This is a genomic window from Paraburkholderia sp. CNPSo 3274 (assembly GCF_024206475.1).
GTDB lineage: Bacteria > Pseudomonadota > Gammaproteobacteria > Burkholderiales > Burkholderiaceae > Paraburkholderia.
Genome location: NZ_JAMBPR010000041.1, coordinates 51,255 through 70,458, shown reverse-complemented (window position 1 = coordinate 70,458; position 19,204 = coordinate 51,255). Strand labels below are relative to the sequence as shown.

The following is a 19,204-nucleotide window of genomic DNA, read 5'->3' as shown; positions in this document are numbered from 1 at the left end:
CGGCATGTGCCCATTCTACTGTTGGTGCGCGCTCTGCCACATCGGGAAAGCACGCACGCGAGCGCCGTTTGCTAACGACGCGTTCGCCTTTAAGCTGTTGAGGTTTTAGCCGCGCCTTTAGCCGATCTCGTCGAGCTTCTTGCCCGCCAGCGCGCGCTTGATGCCCTTGTCCATACGGCGCGCGGCAAACTCGTCGGTGCCTTCGGAAAGCGCCTTCGTGGCGGCTTCGATCGCGCCGGCGTCCTCGCCCTGTGCGACTTGCGCGAGCGCGGAGATCAACGCGTCGACTTGCACGCGCTCGGCTTCGTCGAGCAGTTCGCCATCGGCGCCCAAAGCGGCATTCGTCGCTTCGATGATGCGTTGCGCCTCGACCTGCGCCTCGCGCAGCGCGCGGGCATGCATGTCGACTTCGGCGGTCTTGAAGCTGTCTTCGAGCATGCGGGCCACGTCGTCGTCGGCGAGACCGTATGACGGCTTCACCACCACCGAGGCCTCCACGCCCGAAAGCTGCTCGCGCGCGAACACGGACAAGAGACCGTCCGCATCCACCTGGTAAGTCACGCGAATGCGCGCTGCGCCCGCCACCATCGGCGGAATGCCGCGCAGCTCGAAACGCGCGAGCGAGCGGCAGTCGGCGACGAGTTCGCGTTCGCCCTGCACCACGTGAATCGCCATGGCCGTCTGGCCGTCCTTGAAGGTCGTGAAGTCCTGCGCGCGCGCGACCGGAATGGTCGAATTGCGCGGGATGATCTTCTCGACGAGGCCCCCCATCGTCTCCACGCCGAGCGAGAGCGGTATGACGTCGAGCAGCAGCCAGTCGTCCTCGCCGCCGCGGTTGCCTGCGAGCAGGTCGGCCTGGATCGCAGCGCCGAGCGCGACGACCCGATCCGGGTCCAGATTCGTGAGCGGCGCCTGGCCGAAGTGTTGCTCCACGGCGCGGCGGATCACAGGCATGCGCGTCGCGCCGCCAACCAGCACCACGCCCTTCACGTCCTTCGCGGCCACCTTCGCGTCGCGCAGCGCCTTCTTCGTCGGCGTGAGCGTGCGCTGCACGAGCGCTTGCGTGAGGGCTTCGAAGCGCGGCTCGTCGATCGTCAGTGCGATCTCCTTGCCGCTCGACAGGGTCGCCTCGATGCGCGCCTCGGGCGCGGACGAGAGCGCTTCCTTCGCATCGCGCACGCGGTCGAGCAACAGGCGCACGTCTTCGGGCGCGAGCGTCGCGCGCTCGATGCCGGACTGATCCAGCGCCCAGGCAAAAAGCGCGTGGTCGAAATCGTCGCCGCCGAGCGCCGAATCGCCGCCGGCCGCCAGCACTTCGAACACGCCCTTCGTGAGCTTGAGAATCGACAGGTCGAAGGTGCCGCCGCCGAGATCGTAGACCGCGTAGAGGCCTTCGGCGCCGTTATCGAGCCCATACGCGATCGCCGCCGCGGTCGGCTCGTTGAGCAGACGCAGCACGTTCAGGCCCGCGAGACGCGCCGCGTCCTTGGTCGCCTGGCGCTGCGCTTCGTCGAAGTAGGCCGGCACCGTGATGACGGCGCCGACGAGCTCGTCGCCGAGCGTGTCTTCGGCGCGCTGGCGCAGCGTCGCGAGAATTTCCGCCGAGACTTCGACGGGGCTCTTCACGCCGTCCACGGTCTGGATTTGCACCATGCCCGGCGCGTCGACGAAGTCGTACGGTGCGTTGGCCGCGCCTTCGACCTCGGACTTGCCGCGGCCCATGAAGCGCTTGACCGAGACGATCGTGTTACGCGGGTCGGTGGCGGCTTGCGCCTTCGCCATGCGGCCGATACGGCGGCCGCCATTCGCGAGATAACGCACGACCGAGGGCAGCAGCATGTGCCCGTCTTCGTCGGGCAGCACGTCGGGCACGCCGCTGCGCACCGCAGCGACCAGCGAGTTCGTCGTGCCGAGGTCGATGCCGACGGCGAGTCGCCGCTGATGCGGCGCCGGCGCCATGCCGGGTTCGGAGATTTGCAGTAAGGCCATCTGTGTAATCTGCTTTTTAACCTGATGGGCGCGAGCGCCCGATATCCGTTTCAGCGCTCAGTTTCAGCCTTCGAGCCGCTCGATCTGCGAGTCGATCTCGCCCGCCACGCGCTCGATGAACATGAGCTGGCGCACCGCCTCGGCCGCGGGCTGGTTCGAGCCGCTGTCGAGCAGCGCCGCGAGCTTCGTGAAGCGCACGCGTTCGTCGTCGCGCAGCTCGCCCGCGAGCGCATCGAGCGCATCGATGTTCTTCGCGCCGACCGCGTCTTCGATCGCCTCGCGCCACTCCATCTGCTGCATGAGGAACGCGGGCTCCATCGCGGTGTTGTTCTCCGCGCCAACGTCGATGCCGCGCAGATGCAGCAGATACTTCGCGCGCTTGAGCGGATCGCGCAGCGTCTGATACGCCTCGTTCGTGCGCGTGGCCCATTGCATGGCGATGCGCTTTTGCGCCTCGCCCGCCGCGGCGAAGCGATCGGGATGCACCTGCGCCTGCACCGTGCGCCAGGCATGGTCGAGCGCGTTCGCGTCGATCGCGAACTGCTCGGGCAGGCCGAACAGCACGAAGTGGCTGTCGGAGAGCGACCGGGAAGGCGTGGAAGGCGTGCTCATCGGCTGGAACGTTCTTGTGGGGCTATGAGGGGCTGAGAGGGACTAACAGCCGCGGCCGTCAAAATCAAAAAGGCGGCACAGGCCGCCTTTTCACCGCTCTACGCGGGCTCAAACGCGGAAGGACTCGCCGCAGCCGCACTCGTCCTTCACATTCGGGTTGTTGAACCGGAAGCCTTCGTTCAGGCCTTCGCGCACGAAGTCGAGCTGCGTGCCGTCGATATAGGCCAGACTCTTCGGGTCGACGATGACCTTCACGCCGTGGCTCTCGAAGACGTTGTCCTCAGCCGCGAGTTCGTCAACGTACTCGAGCTTGTACGCGAGCCCCGAGCAGCCCGTCGTGCGCACGCCAAGACGCAGGCCCACGCCCTTGCCGCGACGGCTCAGGTACTTTTGCACGTGCTGTGCCGCTTTTTCAGTCAACGTAATTGCCATAGCATCTTCGCCGCGCCTCGCGCCGCCGGTTGGGCTTTCGCCGTCCCTTGCGTCGCGACGCAACCCTGCTGCATCCAGAATCGTTAGTCCCAAAGCGCCGCACCTGTGGGTCCGGCGCCGTCCTGCATCCGCTGCTGCGCTTTACGCCGCGTCGGCCTTCGCTTCGGTCGTGTGACGCTGGCGATAGTCCGCTACCGCTGCCTTGATCGCGTCTTCCGCGAGAATCGAGCAGTGGATCTTCACCGGCGGCAGCGCCAGTTCTTCGGCGATCTGCGTGTTCTTGATGTCGAGCGCCTGGTCGAGCGTCTTGCCCTTCACCCACTCGGTCACGAGCGAACTCGAAGCGATCGCCGAGCCGCAGCCGTAGGTCTTGAACTTCGCGTCTTCGATCACGCCGTCCGCGCCCACGCGAATCTGCAGCTTCATCACGTCGCCGCACGCCGGCGCGCCGACCATGCCGGTGCCCACTGCGTCGTCGTCCTTCGAGAACGAGCCAACGTTACGCGGGTTTTCGTAGTGGTCCAGAACCTTGTCGCTATATGCCATGATCACACTCCTTCAATTCGTTGGCCGCGCTGCACGCAGTTGACTGCTCATTGCGCTGCGGCCGGTTCGTTATTCGCTGATGACTGCGCGGCTTTAGTGCGCTGCCCACTGGATGGTCGACAGGTCAATGCCGTCCTGGTGCATTTCCCACAGCGGCGAAAGCTCGCGCAGCTTGGCGATCTTCGTCTTCAGCAGGTTGATCACGTAGTCCACGTCCTGTTCCGTCGTGAAACGGCCCACCGTGAAGCGGATCGAGCTATGCGCCAGCTCGTCGTTGCGGCCGAGCGCGCGCAGCACGTACGACGGCTCGAGCGATGCAGAGGTGCACGCCGAACCCGACGACACCGCCACGTCCTTCACCGCCATGATCAGCGACTCGCCTTCGACGAAGTTGAAGCTGATGTTCAGGTTGTGCGGGACACGCTGTTCCATGTCGCCGTTCACGTAGGTCTCTTCGATTTCCTTCAGGCCGCGCAGGAGCTTGTCGCGCAGCATGCGCACGCGCTCGTTTTCCGTGGCCATCTCTTCACGCGCGATGCGGAACGCTTCGCCCATGCCGACGATCTGGTGCGTGGCCAGCGTGCCCGAGCGCATGCCGCGCTCGTGGCCGCCACCGTGCATCTGCGCTTCGATGCGCACGCGCGGCTTGCGGCGCACGTACAGCGCGCCAATGCCCTTCGGGCCGTAGGTCTTGTGCGCCGAGAACGACATCAGGTCGACCTTGAGCTTTTGCAGGTCGATGGGCGCCTTGCCCGTGGACTGCGCAGCGTCGACGTGGAAAATGATGCCCTTCTCGCGGCAGATTTCGCCGATCGTCGCGATGTCCTGGATCACGCCGATCTCGTTGTTCACGTGCATGACGGAAACGAGGATTGTGTCGGGGCGCAGCGCGGCCTTGAACGCTTCGAGGTCGATCAGACCATCGTCCTTGACGTCCAGATACGTGACTTCGTAGCCTTCGCGCTCGAGCTCGCGGCAGGTGTCGAGCACGGCCTTGTGCTCGGTCTTCACCGTGATGAGGTGCTTGCCCTTACTCTTGTAGAAGTGCGCGGCGCCCTTGATCGCGAGGTTGTCCGATTCGGTCGCGCCGGAGGTCCAGATGATTTCGCGCGGGTCGGCGTTGACGAGCGCGGCGACCTGCTCGCGCGCTTCTTCGACCGCGCGCTCCGCATCCCAGCCATAGGCGTGGCTGCGCGACGCCGGATTGCCGAACTGCTCGCGCAGATACGGAATCATCTTGTCCACCACGCGCGGGTCGACGGGGGTCGTCGCGCTGTAGTCCATGTAAATGGGCAGGTGGGGAATGTCGTTATTCATCTATCGCTCCGGGGAATCTTGTGTGCTGCGCTGTACTGTCTGTTTTGCAAACTGCGGCGTTCTGTCGGCGCTCGAAGGACTTACGAACCCGCCATGTTGAAGATCGAGTTCGGACCCAGCGGCACCGCCCTGACCGGCTCCACCGCCGGCGCCTCGGCGCGGCGGTCGCGCAGGACGGCGGGCGCGGCGCCTTCGCGGGCGCGCTGCTTGTCCACCAGATCCTTGAGCGATACGGAATCGAGGTACTCGACCATTTTCTGGTTCAGCGTCGACCAGAGTTCGTGCGTCATGCAGTGACCGTCGTGCTGCTTGGTGCCCTCGCAGGCGCCTTTGCCGCCGCACTGGGTGGCGTCGAGCGGCTCGTCCACGGCAATAATGATGTCCGCGACCGTGACGTCCTCCGCGCGGCGCGCGAGGTTGTACCCGCCGCCCGGCCCACGGACCGACTCGACGATTTCATGACGGCGCAGCTTGCCGAACAGCTGTTCGAGGTACGACAGCGAGATGTGTTGCCGCTGGCTGATACCCGCAAGCGTCACCGGGCCCTGCTCCTGGCGCAGTGCCAGGTCAATCATCGCCGTGACGGCGAAACGGCCTTTGGTGGTGAGTCTCATGATGTATGGGAACCGCAATTCTCGACAATTTTCGTCAAGTATAAATACATGACTAGTTTAGTCAAGTATCAACGTCGCCAATTGGGTTATTAGGCGCGCAGCGAATCGCAAAAATGACGCGATTTCTGCATCCGGCAGAGTCGCGCCGCTCATTTCAATCCGCCAGTTGCGGACGCAATGCGGCGAGCAGACCCGCACAGGCGGCCTCGCATTGATCGAGCACCATTTCGAAGCCCGCATCGCCGCCGAAATAGGGGTCGACCACTACCCGCGCTTCGGCCAGCGGCGCGAATTCCATCAGCAGGCGGATCTTGTCGCGCTCGCTCGCCGGGCAGACGCCGTGAAGCGCGGTGACATTGGCGTAGTCCATCGCCACGATCAGGTCGAAACGGCGAAAATCTTCGGCGGCGATCTGCCGGGCGCGCAACGGCGCGAGCGCGTAGCCGCGCAGACCGCCCGCGCGCTGAGCGCGCTCGTCGGGCGCCTCGCCGATGTGCCAGTCACCCGTCCCCGCCGAATCGACCTCGACGCGCCCCGCCAGCCCCGCTTCATCCACGAGGCGCAGCATCACGGCCTCGGCCGTGGGCGAGCGGCAGATATTGCCAAGACAAACGAAGCAGACGGAAACCTTTTTCATTCGTGGGGGCTGGAGTAGCGGAACGCGTTCAGCGCGCGGCGGCGAATCTCAAATTATACAAAGCGCACGAGGCGCGTGCTGCGCGGCGCGTTGGCGCCAGCGCGATCATCAGATCGCGTTCGACCGCGGCAGCGTCGCGATGCCGTTCATCGCCTTCACCGGCGTCTTGCCTTCGCTGCCCACGAGGCCATACGACACGGCGCGCGCGAGTTCTGCCGTGACCTGATCGGCGGCGAGCGGCATTTGCTGCTCGGCGGTCTTCCATGCATGGACCCATGCGATCACCGCGAGCGGCAGGATCAACGCCAGCGGCCAGTACACCGTTATTTTCTTTCTCATGATGTGACTCTCTATCGACTGTGAAGCGACAGGTGCGGACGCACTATCGCCAGTCGAGATGATATAGAGAGTCGCAATCAGGAAAAACCCGGTCCGGACGAATACACTGTTGCGCCAGCTTAAATAGTCGGCGACCTGGACTTGACGGATGCGCGCACGTCAGGCCGGTTCAGAGCGCTTTGTCGTGTCCAGATGCGTGTGCCGCGCCGCGTACAACTCGCGAAACGTGCGACCGACTGGCGCGGGCATATCGCGCCCGTTGGTCCAGCCGCGCGCGAATGGCAGCCTGCGAATGAGCCGGGTCTGCCCGCCCATGCGCTCGAGTATCCGCACGCCGAGTTTGGTGAGCAGCGCGTAGGCCGTTGGGTGAAGCGCGAGCCAGCCCCACGCTGCGAGCGCCGCGCGCTCGCGCAACGGGCGCAGATGCCGCTCCGTCTGCTTCTCGCGCAGTTTGCGCAGCAAGTCCGAAAGCGGAATGCCCACCGGGCAGACGCTATTGCACTCGCCGCAGAGCGTAGCGGCCTGCGGAAGATCGAGCGTCTTTTCGATACCGACGTAGCTTGGCGTGAGCACGGAGCCCATTGGCCCCGGGTAGACCCAGCCGTACGCGTGACCGCCCACCTTCTGATAGACCGGGCAGTGGTTCATGCACGCCCCGCAACGGATGCAGCGCAGCATCTCCTGGAATTCGCCGCCGATCAGGCCAGTGCGGCCGCCGTCCACGAGCACGACGTACATGTGCTCGGGGCCGTCCTGGTCCTCGGGTCCGCGCGGGCCCGTGAGAACCGAGAAGTAGTTCGACGTGGCCTGCCCCGTTGCCGAACGCGGCAACAGACGCATGGCGGTGGCGAGGTCTTCGAGCGTAGGCAGCACCTTCTCGATGCCCGTCACCGCCACATGCACGCGCGGCATCACGGTGCACATGCCCTCGTTCCCCTCGTTGGTCACCAGCACGACCGAGCCCGTTTCCGCGACGAGGAAGTTGCCGCCCGTCACGCCCATGTCCGCCGACAGAAAGTGCGGGCGCAGGACTTCGCGCGCCTCGCGGGTCATGTCGGGGATTTCGGTCAACCGCGGCTTGTGGTGCGTCCGCGCGAAGAGATCGGCGATCTCGTCTTTGTCTTTGTGGACGACGGGCGCAATGATGTGGCTCGGCGGCTCGTTGTCGTTGATCTGCAGGATGTACTCGCCCAGATCGGTCTCGATGGACTGCACGCCCATTTCCGCGAGCACCGTATTGAGCCGCATCTCCTCCGAGACCATCGACTTGGTCTTGATGACCTTGTGCACGTCGTGGCGCCGCGCGATGTCCGCGACCAGCTTCGCCGCGTCTTGCGCCGTTTCCGCGTAGAGCACGGTCACACCACGCCGCGTCGCCTCGGTCTCGAACTGCTCGAGCCAGACGTCGAGATTTTCGAGCGCGCGGTTGCGGCGCGCCTTGAGCGCCGCGCGCGTGGCGGAGAAATCGATCGCGGTGATCGCCTCGGCGCGCGCCGAGACGAACTTGGTCGAAAGCTTCTTGAGGTTGTGCTGCAGACGCTGATCGGCCAGCTTCTGACCGGCGCGCGCCTTGAACTGCATCGATTGGACTTGCATGGCGTGAGGGCGATGTTGAGCGGTGTTCGGCGAGGTCTGGGGTCGAGGTCTAGCGCTATTCGCACGTTCCGCGCGAGCCGTGCGACGGCAGCCGGCGGCGCATCACACGTCGCCGGCCAGCACTTGCGCAATGTGCAGCACGCGCGTGGTGGTGTCGCCGGTGCGGCGCAAACGCCCTTCGATATTCAACATGCAGCCGAGGTCGCCGAGCACCACCGCGCCCGTGCCGCTCGCCTGGACATTCGCGCATTTTTCATCCGCAATGGCCGTCGAGATGTCCCCGTACTTCACCGCAAAGGTGCCGCCGAAGCCGCAGCAATGCTCGCAGTCCTTCATCTCGCGCACTTCGACGCCGAGCTGGGCGAGCAACGCGCGCGGCTGCGCCTTGACCCCAAGCTCACGTAGGCCCGAACACGAGTCGTGATAAGTCACCGGCCCGCTGAACTCCCCTTGCGGCAGCGTGACCTTGGCGACGTTCACGAGGAAATCCGTGAGTTCGTAGACGCGCTCGCGCAACTTGCCGTAGCGCGCCATCAATTCCGGATCGTCGCGAAACAGATCGCCATAGTGCACGCGGATCATGCCACCGCAAGAACCCGAAGGGACGACGAGATAGTCGAACTGCTCGAATTCGCGCAGCGTCTTTTCCGCGAGATCACGTGCGATGGCGCGCTCGCCGGAGTTGTAGGCCGGCTGGCCGCAGCAGGTTTGCGCAGGCGGCACGACGACTTCATAGCCCGCCTCTTCGAGCAATTTGAGCGTCGAAAAGCCAATTTCCGGACGCATCGTGTCGATGAGGCACGTGACGAACAAACCGACTCGCATGGGGACTCCTCGTTAAAACCGTCCCCGATTATCCGCTGTTTCGCCGCCGTGACCAACGCCGGTCTGCTTCACCCTCACCGGTTGCGCGCGATGCCGCAGCGCAGCGCGAGTCTCCGTCCTGGCGCTTACTTTTTTCACAATACGAGATACAATGGATTTTTCGCCTCAAGTGTCAACCGAATCTGAACTCATGAGCGACACCCATCCAGATCCGAAGACCTCGATTCAGGTTATCGAGCGCATGATGCGCCTGCTGGATGCGCTGGCCGCGCACAGCGACCCTGTCAGCCTGAAGGAGCTTGCGCTGCGCACCGAACTGCATCCTTCGACCGCGCACCGCATCCTGAACGATATGGTGAGTTGCCGTCTCGTCGACCGCTCCGATCCCGGCACCTACCGGCTTGGCATGCGGTTGCTCGAACTCGGCAACCTCGTGAAAGCGCGGCTTTCGGTGCGTGACGCGGCACTCACGCCAATGCGCGAACTGCATCGTCTCACGGGCCAGACCGTCAACCTCTCCGTGCGCCAGGGCGACGAAATCGTCTATATCGAACGCGCCTATTCGGAGCGCTCGGGCATGCAGGTGGTGCGCGCCATTGGCGGCCGGGCTCCGCTGCACCTTACTTCGGTCGGCAAGCTCTTTCTCGCCGCCGACGAAGCGAACCGCGTGCGCGCCTACGCCACGCGCACCGGCCTTTCAGGCCACACGCGCAACAGCATTACCGACCTCGGACGCCTCGAGCGCGAACTCGCTCACGTACGCCAGCAATTCTGCGCACGTGACAACGAAGAGCTCGAACTGGGCGTACGCTGCATCGCCGCCGGCATCTACGACGACACCGGCAAGCTGGTGGCGGGCCTTTCGCTCTCGGCGCCCGCGGACCGCCTGCAGGATTCTTGGCTCGGCCAGTTGAGCAAGACGGCGCTCACGATTTCGGAGTCGCTGGGCTATCACTCGGAGCCCGCTGAAGGCAACGTGCAGCCCGCCTGAAGTCAGGGCGAAGCAGAATCAGGAAGAGCGGAGGCGTGCCCTCCGCTTTTTTTTGCTCGCCGCCTGCGTCACACCGATCGTCACAGCACGAACGGCACGCGCCTGAAAACAAAACGCCCCGCAGTTGCGGGGCGTTTGCCGGGTAAATCCGAAAAGGCGGAGATCAGGTACCCGCGCCGCCTGCATCGGCGCTCGTAATGCGCGGCTGCTGGTCGGCGCCGCCATTGTCGAGCCACGTGCGCACGCGCGTTGCATCCGCGAAGCGCGAGTACTTGCCGCTCGAATCGAGCAATACCATGATCACCGGACGATTGTGAATCGTCGTCTGCATGACGAGGCACTCACCCGCTTCGTTGATGAAGCCCGTCTTTTGCAGGCCGATGTCCCATGACGCATTGCGGACCAGCGCATTCGTGCTGTTGTAGGCGAGATTGCGCTTGCCCGTGAACACGTCGTAGCTGCGGTCGGTCGAGAACTGGCGAATCATCGGGTACTGGTACGCCGCGTTCACCATCTTCACGAGGTCACGCGCGGTCGAGACGTTGTGGCTCGTGAGCCCCGTGGAATTCTCGAAGTGCGTATCGGTCATGCCGAGTTGCTTCGCCTTCGCGTTCATCGCCGCGATGAACGCCGGCCGGCCGCCCGGGTAATAGCGCGAGAGCGCCGCCGCCGCGCGGTTTTCCGACGCCATCAGCGCGATGTGCAGCATGTCCTCGCGCGAGAGCACCGAGCCCACCGAAAGACGCGAGCCCGTGTTCTTCTCGTAGTCGCGGTCTTCGTCCGTGACTTCGATTTGCTCCGCGAGCGACTCCTTCGAGTCGAGCACGACCATCGCGGTCATGAGCTTCGAGATCGAGGCGATCGGCACCACGGCGTGCGAGTTCTTGTCGAACAGTGGCTCGAGCGTGTTCTGGTCGACCACGTAGGCGACGCCCGAGCGCAGCATCAGCGAGTCGGGCGTCTCGTGCAGACCGAACGCCTGACCAACGGTCGGCTGGCGCGGTTCGAACGCGACACGGCGCATCGCCGAATGATGGCGGCCGTTCATCGTATAACTGACGCGGCGTTTTTTGGCCACCGGACGCGCATCGTCGTCCTTTGCGGCGACGGTACGGGCTACGCCCGCCTTCTTGGTGGCCTTTGCCGTTTCCGGCTCGGCCTGCGCAACCTTCCTGGTGGCTTTTTTCGCCTTGGCCGTTTTGGCCGGCGCAGCGTCTTGCGACGCAGCAAAGGCGCCCTCAGGCGCCAGGAGCGTCGCACTGATCGCGACGGAAACAGCAACCGACAACGCGGTGCTGATAACCGACGACGGCATCAGTGAGAACGACAGGAGCTTGTCGGATTTCATTGGTGTTCTTGATGGAGCGGCGGGATCGTTCGCCAAGTGTAGTAAAACCACGAAAAATTCGCAAATTGAAGCACTTATCGGCGCTCATTAAACCGAAGTATGACCTCCGATTGAGCTGGCCAATGCACTTCCCGCATTCGATGGAGTCAGACAATTGCCAAGCCGCTCCTCTCGCCGCGACGCCGCTTGCTGACAACGTTTGCGGCACACGCAAAATGCGCTTGCTGCGTTAACGGCGTTCGTCGCAGGAAACTTGAACTGAGGAAAATACGGGTGAGATTTGTCTGACCACCAGTGCCGCCGTGCCGCGCGACGCGCGTTCGACCGCAATAGATCACTAACGTTCCATGTAGGAATTCGGTGGACGCGCCCAGGTTAAATCCCATAGACGCGTTCATGCGATCTATGCCGCATCTTGCCAGAAGCCGCGTTTGCGCGCTTGCCCCGCCCGGGTCGCCGCCCCTTTCAACTCGCCGCGAGCCCCGCACAACAGGGCATTGGCGCGGTTGTCGCGGTCGTCGCGGTTGCGCCATGCGTGGGACATAAGTGATTGTTTAATAATAAATTATCGACATTGTGCGACGCACCAAAAAGCCTTGACTTTCTTCTAGGGCGTCCTAAAATCGAGTCAATGTTGCGACGCACAAAGCGAGCGACAGAGCACCAGCGCCGTGCCACTTACTTCAGGCGACCCACGAAGGCCGCCGACATCCAGGAGCGTAAACATGAGTCTGCTGACCCCTGAGCAATTCGCCGCTGCCCAGAAAGCCAACTTTGAAACCCTGTTTGGCCTCACGAACAAGGCATTCGAAGGCGTGGAAAAGCTCGTCGAATTGAACCTTCAGGCCGTCCGCTCGAATCTGGCGGAATCGCAGGAACACGCCCAGCGCGCACTGTCGGTGAAGGACGCGCAGGAATTTCTGGCCCTGCAAACGAGCTATGCGCAGCCGCTGACCGAAAAGCTGCTGTCGTATGGCCGCCATGTGTATGAAATCACCTCGGCCACCCAGGCTGAGTTCGCGAAGGTTGCCGAAGCTCATTACGAAGAGCAGAACCGCAAGGTTCAATCGCTCGTCGACAACGTCGCGAAGAATGCGCCGGCTGGCTCGGAAACCGCAGTCGCCGTGATCAAGTCGGCCATCAACGCCGCGAACACGACCTACGAAACGGTCCACAAGGCTACGAAGCAAGCCGTGGAAATGGCGGAAAGCAACTTCAACGCCGCCACCGCTGCTGCGAGCAAGGCTGCCGCCCAGGCGTCGCGCTCGGCTGCCGCTTCGGTCAAGAAGCCTGTCTAAACGTTGTAGATTGAACCGGTGCGTGCGCTGAAGCAGCGGCGCACCGGGCGCCGGACCTGAACGCTCTGGCATGCCGCCCGGCATGTCACTTGCCCGGTCACCAACCGGGAATCTTTTTTTACGCTCCGGCGCCTCTCGCAGCACCTACCGCAGAACCCAAAAGCAAACGGCGCACCCCTCACGGAGTGCGCCGTTTCTTCATGCGCGCCGCAACGAGCGGCGCGGCACGAATTTACTTCTTCTTCTGCGGCGGCAGGTCGGTACAGACGCCTTCGTACAGTTCGGCAGCCATGCCGATCGACTCGCCCAGCGTCGGGTGCGGGTGGATCGTCTTGCCGATGTCGGTCGCATCCGCGCCCATTTCCACCGCGAGGCAGACTTCGCTGATGAGGTCGCCCGCATTCAGGCCGACGATACCGCCGCCGATCACGCGATGCGTCTCTTCGTCGAAGATCAGCTTCGTAAAGCCTTCATCGCGGCCGTTGGCGATCGCGCGGCCCGAAGCGGCCCACGGGAACACCGCCTTGCCGTACCTGATGCCTTCGGCCTTGCACTGGTCTTCGGTTTTGCCGGCCCACGCCACTTCCGGATCGGTGTAGGCCACCGAAGGAATCTGCAGCGCGTCGAAGTACGCCTTCTCGCCGTGCGCCGCTTCGGCCGCCACGTGGCCTTCATGCACGGCCTTGTGCGCGAGCATCGGCTGGCCAACCACGTCGCCAATCGCGAAGATGTGCGGCACATTGGTACGCATCTGCTTGTCGACTTCGATGAAGCCGCGATCCGTCACCCCCACGCCAGCCTTGTCCGCGCCGATATTCTTGCCGTTGGGCGAGCGGCCCACGGCGACCAGCACGAGGTCGTAGCGCTGCGACTCGGCCGGCGCCTTCTCGCCCTCGAACGACACGTAGATGCCGTCGTCCTTCGCCTCGGCCTTCGTGGTTTTGGTCTTGAGCATGACGTTCGCGAAGCGCTTCGCGTTGTACTTCTCCCAGACCTTCACGAGATCGCGGTCCGCGCCGGCCATCAGGCCGTCGAGCATTTCCACGACGTCGATCTGCGCGCCGAGCGTCGCGTAGACGGTGGCCATTTCCAGACCGATGATGCCGCCGCCGATCACGAGCATCTTCTGCGGAATCTGGCGCAGTTCCAGTGCGCCGGTCGAATCGACCACGCGCGGATCTTCCGGCATGAACGGCAGCTTCACGGCCTGCGAACCCGAAGCGATGATCGCCTGCTTGAACTTGACGATCTTCTTGCCGTTCTCGCCGGCCACTTCCATATGGTTCGGATCGAGGAACGTGCCCACGCCCGTCACGACTTCGACCTTGCGCGCCTTCGCCATGCCGGCGAGACCGCCCGTGAGCTTCTTGACGACACCCGACTTGAAGTCGCGCAGGCGGTCGAGATCGATCTGCGGCTTGCCGAACGTGATGCCGTGCGAGCCGAGCGCTTCGGCTTCGTCGATCACGAGCGCCGTGTGCAGCAGGGCCTTCGACGGAATGCAGCCCACATTCAGGCACACGCCGCCAAGCGTCGCATAACGCTCGACCAGCACGGTCTTCATGCCGAGGTCGGCGGAGCGGAACGCCGCCGAGTAGCCGCCGGGGCCTGCGCCGAGCACGAGCATGTCGCATTCGACATCGGCGCTGCCGCTGAAGCTGCCGGCTTGCGGTGCAGGCGCTGCGGCCTTCGGTGCTTCGGCTGTCCTGGGCGCTTCCGCCTTGGGTGCTTCAGCCTTCGGAGCCGGCGCGGCCACAGCTTCCGACGCTTCGACCAGTGCGATCACCGTGCCCTGCGAAGCCTTGTCGCCAGCCTTGATCTTCACTTCCTTGACGGTGCCCGCGACGTCGCTGGGCACTTCCATCGTGGCCTTGTCCGACTCGAGCGCGAGCAGCGTCTGCTCCTTCTCGATGACGTCGCCCGCCTTGATGTTGACTTCGATGACGTCGATGTCCTTGAAGTCGCCGATATCCGGCACTTTCACTTCGACGAGACTCATGGTGTCCCCTACCCCTAAAGGATGACCGGCCGCGTCTGCCGCTGCGCACACGTCATGGACGTGCGGCGCGGCGGCGCAAGCCGGTCAAATCGGTTTTACAGAATCACGCGGCGGAAATCGCCGAGGATCGAAGTGAGGTACGCGTTGAAGCGCGCGGCAGCCGCACCGTCGATCACGCGGTGATCGTACGAGAGCGACAGCGGCAGCGTGAGGCGCGGCACGAACTGCTTGCCATCCCACACCGGCTTCATCGCGCTCTTCGACAGGCCGAGGATCGCCACTTCCGGTGCGTTGATGATCGGCGTGAAATGCGTGCCGCCGATGCCGCCGAGCGACGAGATCGAGAAGCAGCCGCCTTGCATCTGGTCCGGCTTGAGCTTGCCGTCGCGCGCGAGCTTCGAGAGCTCGGCCATTTCCCTGGCGATGTCGACGAGACCCTTCTTGTCCGCGTCGCGGATCACCGGGACGACGAGGCCGTTCGGCGTGTCGGCGGCAAAACCGATGTGGTAGTACTGCTTGAAGACGAGATTGTCCCCGTCGAGGCTCGCATTGAACGCCGGGAACTTCTTGAGCGCCGCGACGCAGGCCTTGATGACGAACGCGAGCATCGTGAACTTCACGCCCGCCTTCTCGTTTTCCTTGTTCAGCTGCACGCGCAGCGCTTCGAGGTCGGTGATATCCGCTTCGTCGTTATTCGTGACGTGCGGGATCATGACCCAGTTGCGGTGCAGGTTCGCGCCGGAAATCTTCTTGATGCGCGAAAGCGGCTGCGTATCGATCGGGCCGAACTTCGTGAAATCGACCTTCGGCCAGGGCAGCAGATTCAGGCCCGCGCCGCCCGCAGCCGGTGCGGCTGCGGCGCCGGCCGGCGCTGCGAGCGCGCCCGTCATCACGCCCTTCACGAACGCGGTGACGTCGTCCTGGGTGATGCGGCCCTTCGGACCCGTACCTGCAACGCGCCCAACGTCCACGCCGAGTTCGCGCGCGAACTTGCGCACGGACGGCGAGGCGTGGCTCGGACGGCGCGTGCCGCCTTCGCCTGCCGGAATGATCGGCGCCTGCGCGAGTGCCGACGGCGCGGCGGCCGCGGGCCTGGCCGGCTCATGCTGGGGTGCGTCCGACGGCTCTTCGACGTGCTTCGCAGCCGGTGCGGCGGCGGGAGCCGCGGCGCCTTCCGCTTCGACGACGACGATCTCGGTGCCTTCCGACACGTTATCGCCGACCTTGACCAGGATTGCCTTGACGACGCCGGCCACGGGGCTCGGCACGTCCATGGTTGCCTTGTCCGACTCGAGCGTGACGAGCGACTGCTCCTTCTCGACGCGGTCGCCGACCTTCACGCCGATCTCGATGACCGGTACGTCCTTGTAGTCGCCGATGTCGGGGACCTTGACCGACTGCACGCCGCCGCTCGCGGCGGGCGCGGCAGCGGGGGCCGGCGCAGCCGGTTGCGCGGGCGCAGCGGCAGGAGCGGCCTTCTCTGCCTTCGCGGCGGGCGCGGGAGCGGCGGGCGCAGCGGCTGCGCCGGCGCCGTCCAGCACCAGCACGAGCGAGCCTTCCGAGACGTTGTCGCCGACCTTGACCTTCACTTCCTTGACCGTGCCCGACGCCGGGCTCGGCACATCCATGGTCGCCTTGTCCGACTCGAGCGTGACGAGGGACTGCTCTTTTTCGACGGTATCGCCCGCCTTCACCAGCACCTCGATCACAGGAATGTCCTTGTAATCGCCGATGTCCGGCACCTTGACTTCGATCGCTTGACTCATTGTTAGTGTCTCCGGGGCCGCATACGACACGCCTCCCCGCTTCGGGGAGGCGCACATGCCATGCACAGGGGTGATGGGTTAGACGGTCATCGGGTTGGGTTTGGACGGATCGAGGTTGTACTTGGCGATCGCCTCGCCAACCACCTTGCGCTCGATCTTGCCTTCGTCCGCGAGCGCATTGAGCGCCGCAACCGTGGTCCAGTAACGATCGACTTCGAAGAAGTGACGCAGCTTCTCACGCGTGTCCGAACGACCGAAGCCGTCGGTGCCGAGCACCACGAACTTGCGCGGCACCAGACCGCGGATCTGGTCGACGAGCGCACGCACGTAGTCGGTCGAAGCGATGACCGGACCTTGCGTGTCCTTGAGCAGCTTCTCGACGTGCGATTCGCGGCGCGGCTCGCTTGGGTGCATCAGGTTCCAGCGCTCGACTTCGTGACCTTCGCGCGCGAGTTCGGTGAAGCTCGGCACGCTCCAGAGGTCGGCTTCGACGCCCCAGTCGTTCTTCAGCAGGTCGGCGGCGGCGATCACTTCGTTGAAGATCGTGCCCGCGCCCATGAGCTGAACGCGCGGCGCCTTGGCGTTCGCGTCGCCCTTGCGGAACGCGTACATGCCCTTGATGATGTCGGCCGCCACGCTCTCGCCCTGCGGAATCGCCGGGTGCTCGTAGTTCTCGTTCATCACCGTGACGTAATAGAACACGTCTTCCTGGTCCTGCACCATGCGGCGCAGACCGTCCTGCATGATGACCGCGAGTTCATAGCCGAACGTCGGGTCGTAGCTCACGCAGTTCGGCACCGAAGCCGCCCACAGGAGCGAGTGGCCGTCTTCGTGCTGCAGACCTTCGCCGTTGAGCGTCGTGCGGCCCGCCGTGCCGCCCAGCAGGAAGCCGCGCGAACGCATGTCGCCTGCGGCCCAGGCCAGGTCGCCGATACGCTGGAAACCGAACATCGAGTAGAAGATGTAGAACGGGATCATGATCTCGCCGTGCGTCGAGTACGACGTCGCAGCTGCGATCCAGTCCGACATGCCGCCGGCTTCGTTGATGCCTTCCTGCAGGATCTGACCGGTTTCCGATTCCTTGTAGAACATCAGCTGGTCGGAATCTTCCGGCACGTATTTCTGGCCTTGCTGATTCCAGATACCGATCTGGCGGAACAGGCCTTCCATACCGAAGGTACGCGACTCGTCCGGCACGATCGGCACGACGCGCTTGCCGAGCGCCTTGTCCTTCAACAGGATGTTCAGGATCCGCACGAACGCCATCGTCGTGGAGATCTCGCGGCCTTCGCCCGTGCCCTTGAGCAGCGGCTCGAATGCCTCGAGCGCCGGCACCGGCAGCGACTCGGCCTTCTGGCGGCGAGCCGGGAGGTAACCGCCGAGGTCCATGCGCTTCTGGCGCATGTACTCGAGTTCCTTTGAGCCTTCCTCGAACGTGAGATACGGCACGTCGACGATCTGCTCGTCCGTGATCGGCAGGCGGAACTGGTCGCGGAACTTCTTGAGTTGATCCACCTGCATCTTCTTCTGCTGGTGGGTGATGTTCATGGCCTGGCCGGCTTCGCCCATGCCATAGCCCTTGATCGTCTTCGCGAGGATGACGGTCGGCTGGCCCTTCGAGTTGGAAGCTTCGTGGAATGCCGCGTAGATCTTGTGCGGGTCATGGCCGCCGCGGTTCAGGTTCCAGATGTCGTCGTCGGACCAGTCGGCGACCAGCGCCTTCAGTTCAGGCGTATTGAAGAAGTGCTCGCGCACGAACGCGCCCGACTCCGACTTGTACGTCTGGTACTCGCCGTCGACCACTTCCATCATGCGGCGCATCAGCGCGCCCGACTTGTCGCGTGCGAAGAGCGCGTCCCAGCGGCTGCCCCAGATGACCTTGACGACGTTCCAGCCGGCGCCGCGGAACTCGCTCTCGAGTTCCTGGATGATCTTGCCGTTACCGCGCACCGGGCCGTCGAGGCGCTGCAGGTTGCAGTTGATGACGAACACGAGGTTGTCCAGACGCTCGCGCCCGGCCATGCCGATCGCGCCGAGCGATTCCGGCTCGTCCGTTTCGCCGTCGCCGAGGAAGGCCCAGACCTTGCGGCCGTCGGTCTTGGCGATGCCGCGCGCCTGCAGGTACTTCATGAAGCGCGCCTGGTAGATCGCCATGATCGGGCCGAGACCCATCGAGACGGTCGGGAACTGCCAGAAGTCCGGCATGAGCCACGGGTGCGGGTACGACGAGATGCCCTCGCCGCCCACTTCCTGGCGGAAGTTGTCGAGCTGCTTTTCGGTCAGGCGGCCGAGCAGGAACGCGCGCGAGTAGACGCCCGGCGACGAGTGGCCCTGCACGAACACGAGGTCGCCGCCATGCTCGGCGGAGGGCGCATGCCAGAAGTGGTTGTAGCCGACGTCGTAGAGCGTGGCCGCCGACGCGAACGAAGCAATGTGGCCGCCGACGTTCGTATGCTTGCCCGCGCGCAGCACCATGGCCATGGCGTTCCAGCGCGTGTACGAGCGGATGCGGTGTTCGATGTCCTGGTCGCCCGGGTTCCTGGCCTGGTTGGCGACAGGGATCGTGTTGATGTACGGCGTGTTCGCCGAGAACGGCAGATGCTCGCCGTGCACGCGGGCGAATTCGATCTGCTTTTCGATCAGGTAGTGGGCGCGATCAGGACCGACAGTCGAAATGACGCCGTCCAGCGCTTCGAGCCATTCGGCGGTTTCCTGGGGATCCTCGTCCTTGTCGGCGGCAACGTACTTGAGGACTTCGTCGGGTACAGCGGACATGCTCGTCTCCTGGATGTAGGGGAACGCTGTTGATCGGATCATGCGGGCGGCGACGCTTAAGACGTGACCGGGCCAACCGCAGCAGCTTCGGGGCGATTGTAAAGACCCCCCCGACCATCG

16 protein-coding genes are annotated in these 19,204 nt (G+C 64.2%); 2 read left to right on the top strand and 14 right to left on the bottom strand.

The window, feature by feature from the left end:
• Positions 1-117: 117 nt before the first annotated feature.
• The 10 genes from hscA to M3I54_RS26065 form a co-directional block, all read right to left on the bottom strand.
• Positions 118-1,989, bottom strand: a complete 1,872-nt coding sequence (gene hscA, locus M3I54_RS26110) for a Fe-S protein assembly chaperone HscA (protein WP_254341256.1) — start codon at positions 1,987-1,989, stop codon at positions 118-120.
• Positions 1,990-2,052: 63 nt separating this feature from the next.
• On the bottom strand, positions 2,053-2,601 hold the full coding sequence (hscB, locus tag M3I54_RS26105) for a Fe-S protein assembly co-chaperone HscB (protein WP_254341254.1): 549 nt from the start codon (positions 2,599-2,601) through the stop codon (positions 2,053-2,055).
• 108 nt (positions 2,602-2,709) lie between these two features.
• Positions 2,710-3,033, bottom strand: coding sequence for an iron-sulfur cluster assembly protein IscA (gene iscA, locus M3I54_RS26100; protein WP_254341252.1), 324 nt, complete (start codon positions 3,031-3,033; stop codon positions 2,710-2,712).
• 141 nt (positions 3,034-3,174) lie between these two features.
• The gene (iscU, locus tag M3I54_RS26095) at positions 3,175-3,579 is read right to left on the bottom strand and encodes a Fe-S cluster assembly scaffold IscU (protein WP_028204173.1); all 405 of its coding nucleotides are present in this window, start codon (positions 3,577-3,579) and stop codon (positions 3,175-3,177) included.
• Between the two features lie 93 nt (positions 3,580-3,672).
• Positions 3,673-4,896 (bottom strand): IscS subfamily cysteine desulfurase, encoded by a 1,224-nt coding sequence (locus M3I54_RS26090; protein WP_254341250.1) that lies wholly within the window; start codon positions 4,894-4,896, stop codon positions 3,673-3,675.
• An 80-nt stretch (positions 4,897-4,976) separates the two neighbouring features.
• Positions 4,977-5,510, bottom strand: a complete 534-nt coding sequence (gene iscR / locus M3I54_RS26085; protein ID WP_158757571.1) for a Fe-S cluster assembly transcriptional regulator IscR — start codon at positions 5,508-5,510, stop codon at positions 4,977-4,979.
• A gap of 154 nt (positions 5,511-5,664) precedes the next feature.
• A complete protein-coding gene (locus tag M3I54_RS26080) occupies positions 5,665-6,147 on the bottom strand; it encodes a low molecular weight protein-tyrosine-phosphatase (RefSeq protein ID WP_254341248.1) in 483 nt (160 codons plus the stop codon).
• Positions 6,148-6,255: 108 nt separating this feature from the next.
• Positions 6,256-6,486 carry a hypothetical protein gene (locus M3I54_RS26075; RefSeq protein WP_254341246.1) on the bottom strand — a complete coding sequence of 77 codons (231 nt, stop codon included), beginning with the start codon at positions 6,484-6,486 and terminating at the stop codon, positions 6,256-6,258.
• A gap of 159 nt (positions 6,487-6,645) precedes the next feature.
• Positions 6,646-8,082: a lactate utilization protein B gene (locus tag M3I54_RS26070; protein ID WP_254341244.1), complete on the bottom strand. Its 1,437-nt coding sequence runs from the start codon at positions 8,080-8,082 to the stop codon at positions 6,646-6,648.
• A 102-nt stretch (positions 8,083-8,184) separates the two neighbouring features.
• Positions 8,185-8,907, bottom strand: a complete 723-nt coding sequence (locus tag M3I54_RS26065; RefSeq protein WP_254341242.1) for a (Fe-S)-binding protein — start codon at positions 8,905-8,907, stop codon at positions 8,185-8,187.
• Positions 8,908-9,097: 190 nt separating this feature from the next.
• Here M3I54_RS26065 and M3I54_RS26060 point away from each other — a divergent pair, with 190 nt between their 5' ends.
• Entirely contained in the window at positions 9,098-9,898 is an 801-nt protein-coding gene (locus M3I54_RS26060) for an IclR family transcriptional regulator (RefSeq protein ID WP_201697260.1), read from the top strand.
• A gap of 163 nt (positions 9,899-10,061) precedes the next feature.
• On the opposite strand, the gene pbpG is transcribed toward M3I54_RS26060, so the two are convergent.
• Entirely contained in the window at positions 10,062-11,246 is a 1,185-nt protein-coding gene (pbpG, locus tag M3I54_RS26055) for a D-alanyl-D-alanine endopeptidase (RefSeq protein WP_254341240.1), read from the bottom strand.
• 725 nt (positions 11,247-11,971) lie between these two features.
• Between pbpG and M3I54_RS26050 the strand changes: the two genes are divergently transcribed.
• Complete coding sequence (locus M3I54_RS26050; RefSeq protein ID WP_254341238.1) at positions 11,972-12,544, top strand: phasin family protein; 573 nt, start codon at positions 11,972-11,974, stop codon at positions 12,542-12,544.
• A gap of 232 nt (positions 12,545-12,776) precedes the next feature.
• Here the strand turns inward: M3I54_RS26050 and lpdA are convergent, their stop codons facing one another.
• The 3 genes from lpdA to aceE form a co-directional block, all read right to left on the bottom strand.
• Positions 12,777-14,543 (bottom strand): dihydrolipoyl dehydrogenase, encoded by a 1,767-nt coding sequence (gene lpdA / locus M3I54_RS26045; protein WP_254341235.1) that lies wholly within the window; start codon positions 14,541-14,543, stop codon positions 12,777-12,779.
• Positions 14,544-14,638: 95 nt separating this feature from the next.
• Positions 14,639-16,309, bottom strand: coding sequence for a dihydrolipoyllysine-residue acetyltransferase (aceF, locus tag M3I54_RS26040; RefSeq protein WP_254341233.1), 1,671 nt, complete (start codon positions 16,307-16,309; stop codon positions 14,639-14,641).
• A 78-nt stretch (positions 16,310-16,387) separates the two neighbouring features.
• Entirely contained in the window at positions 16,388-19,084 is a 2,697-nt protein-coding gene (aceE, locus tag M3I54_RS26035; protein ID WP_254341231.1) for a pyruvate dehydrogenase (acetyl-transferring), homodimeric type, read from the bottom strand.
• Positions 19,085-19,204: the final 120 nt, after the last annotated feature.

Bases quoted from the DNA above. Each gene is read 5' to 3' on its own strand.
- hscA (WP_254341256.1), bottom strand. From the start codon at position 1,989: ATGGCCTTACTGCAAATCTCCGAACCCGGCATGGCGCCGGCGCCGCAT.
- hscB (WP_254341254.1), bottom strand. From the start codon at position 2,601: ATGAGCACGCCTTCCACGCCTTCCCGGTCGCTCTCCGACAGCCACTTC.
- iscA (WP_254341252.1), bottom strand. From the start codon at position 3,033: ATGGCAATTACGTTGACTGAAAAAGCGGCACAGCACGTGCAAAAGTAC.
- iscU (WP_028204173.1), bottom strand. From the start codon at position 3,579: ATGGCATATAGCGACAAGGTTCTGGACCACTACGAAAACCCGCGTAAC.
- M3I54_RS26090 (WP_254341250.1), bottom strand. From the start codon at position 4,896: ATGAATAACGACATTCCCCACCTGCCCATTTACATGGACTACAGCGCG.
- iscR (WP_158757571.1), bottom strand. From the start codon at position 5,510: ATGAGACTCACCACCAAAGGCCGTTTCGCCGTCACGGCGATGATTGAC.
- M3I54_RS26080 (WP_254341248.1), bottom strand. From the start codon at position 6,147: ATGAAAAAGGTTTCCGTCTGCTTCGTTTGTCTTGGCAATATCTGCCGC.
- M3I54_RS26075 (WP_254341246.1), bottom strand. From the start codon at position 6,486: ATGAGAAAGAAAATAACGGTGTACTGGCCGCTGGCGTTGATCCTGCCG.
- M3I54_RS26070 (WP_254341244.1), bottom strand. From the start codon at position 8,082: ATGCAAGTCCAATCGATGCAGTTCAAGGCGCGCGCCGGTCAGAAGCTG.
- M3I54_RS26065 (WP_254341242.1), bottom strand. From the start codon at position 8,907: ATGCGAGTCGGTTTGTTCGTCACGTGCCTCATCGACACGATGCGTCCG.
- M3I54_RS26060 (WP_201697260.1), top strand. From the start codon at position 9,098: ATGAGCGACACCCATCCAGATCCGAAGACCTCGATTCAGGTTATCGAG.
- pbpG (WP_254341240.1), bottom strand. From the start codon at position 11,246: ATGAAATCCGACAAGCTCCTGTCGTTCTCACTGATGCCGTCGTCGGTT.
- M3I54_RS26050 (WP_254341238.1), top strand. From the start codon at position 11,972: ATGAGTCTGCTGACCCCTGAGCAATTCGCCGCTGCCCAGAAAGCCAAC.
- lpdA (WP_254341235.1), bottom strand. From the start codon at position 14,543: ATGAGTCTCGTCGAAGTGAAAGTGCCGGATATCGGCGACTTCAAGGAC.
- aceF (WP_254341233.1), bottom strand. From the start codon at position 16,309: ATGAGTCAAGCGATCGAAGTCAAGGTGCCGGACATCGGCGATTACAAG.
- aceE (WP_254341231.1), bottom strand. From the start codon at position 19,084: ATGTCCGCTGTACCCGACGAAGTCCTCAAGTACGTTGCCGCCGACAAG.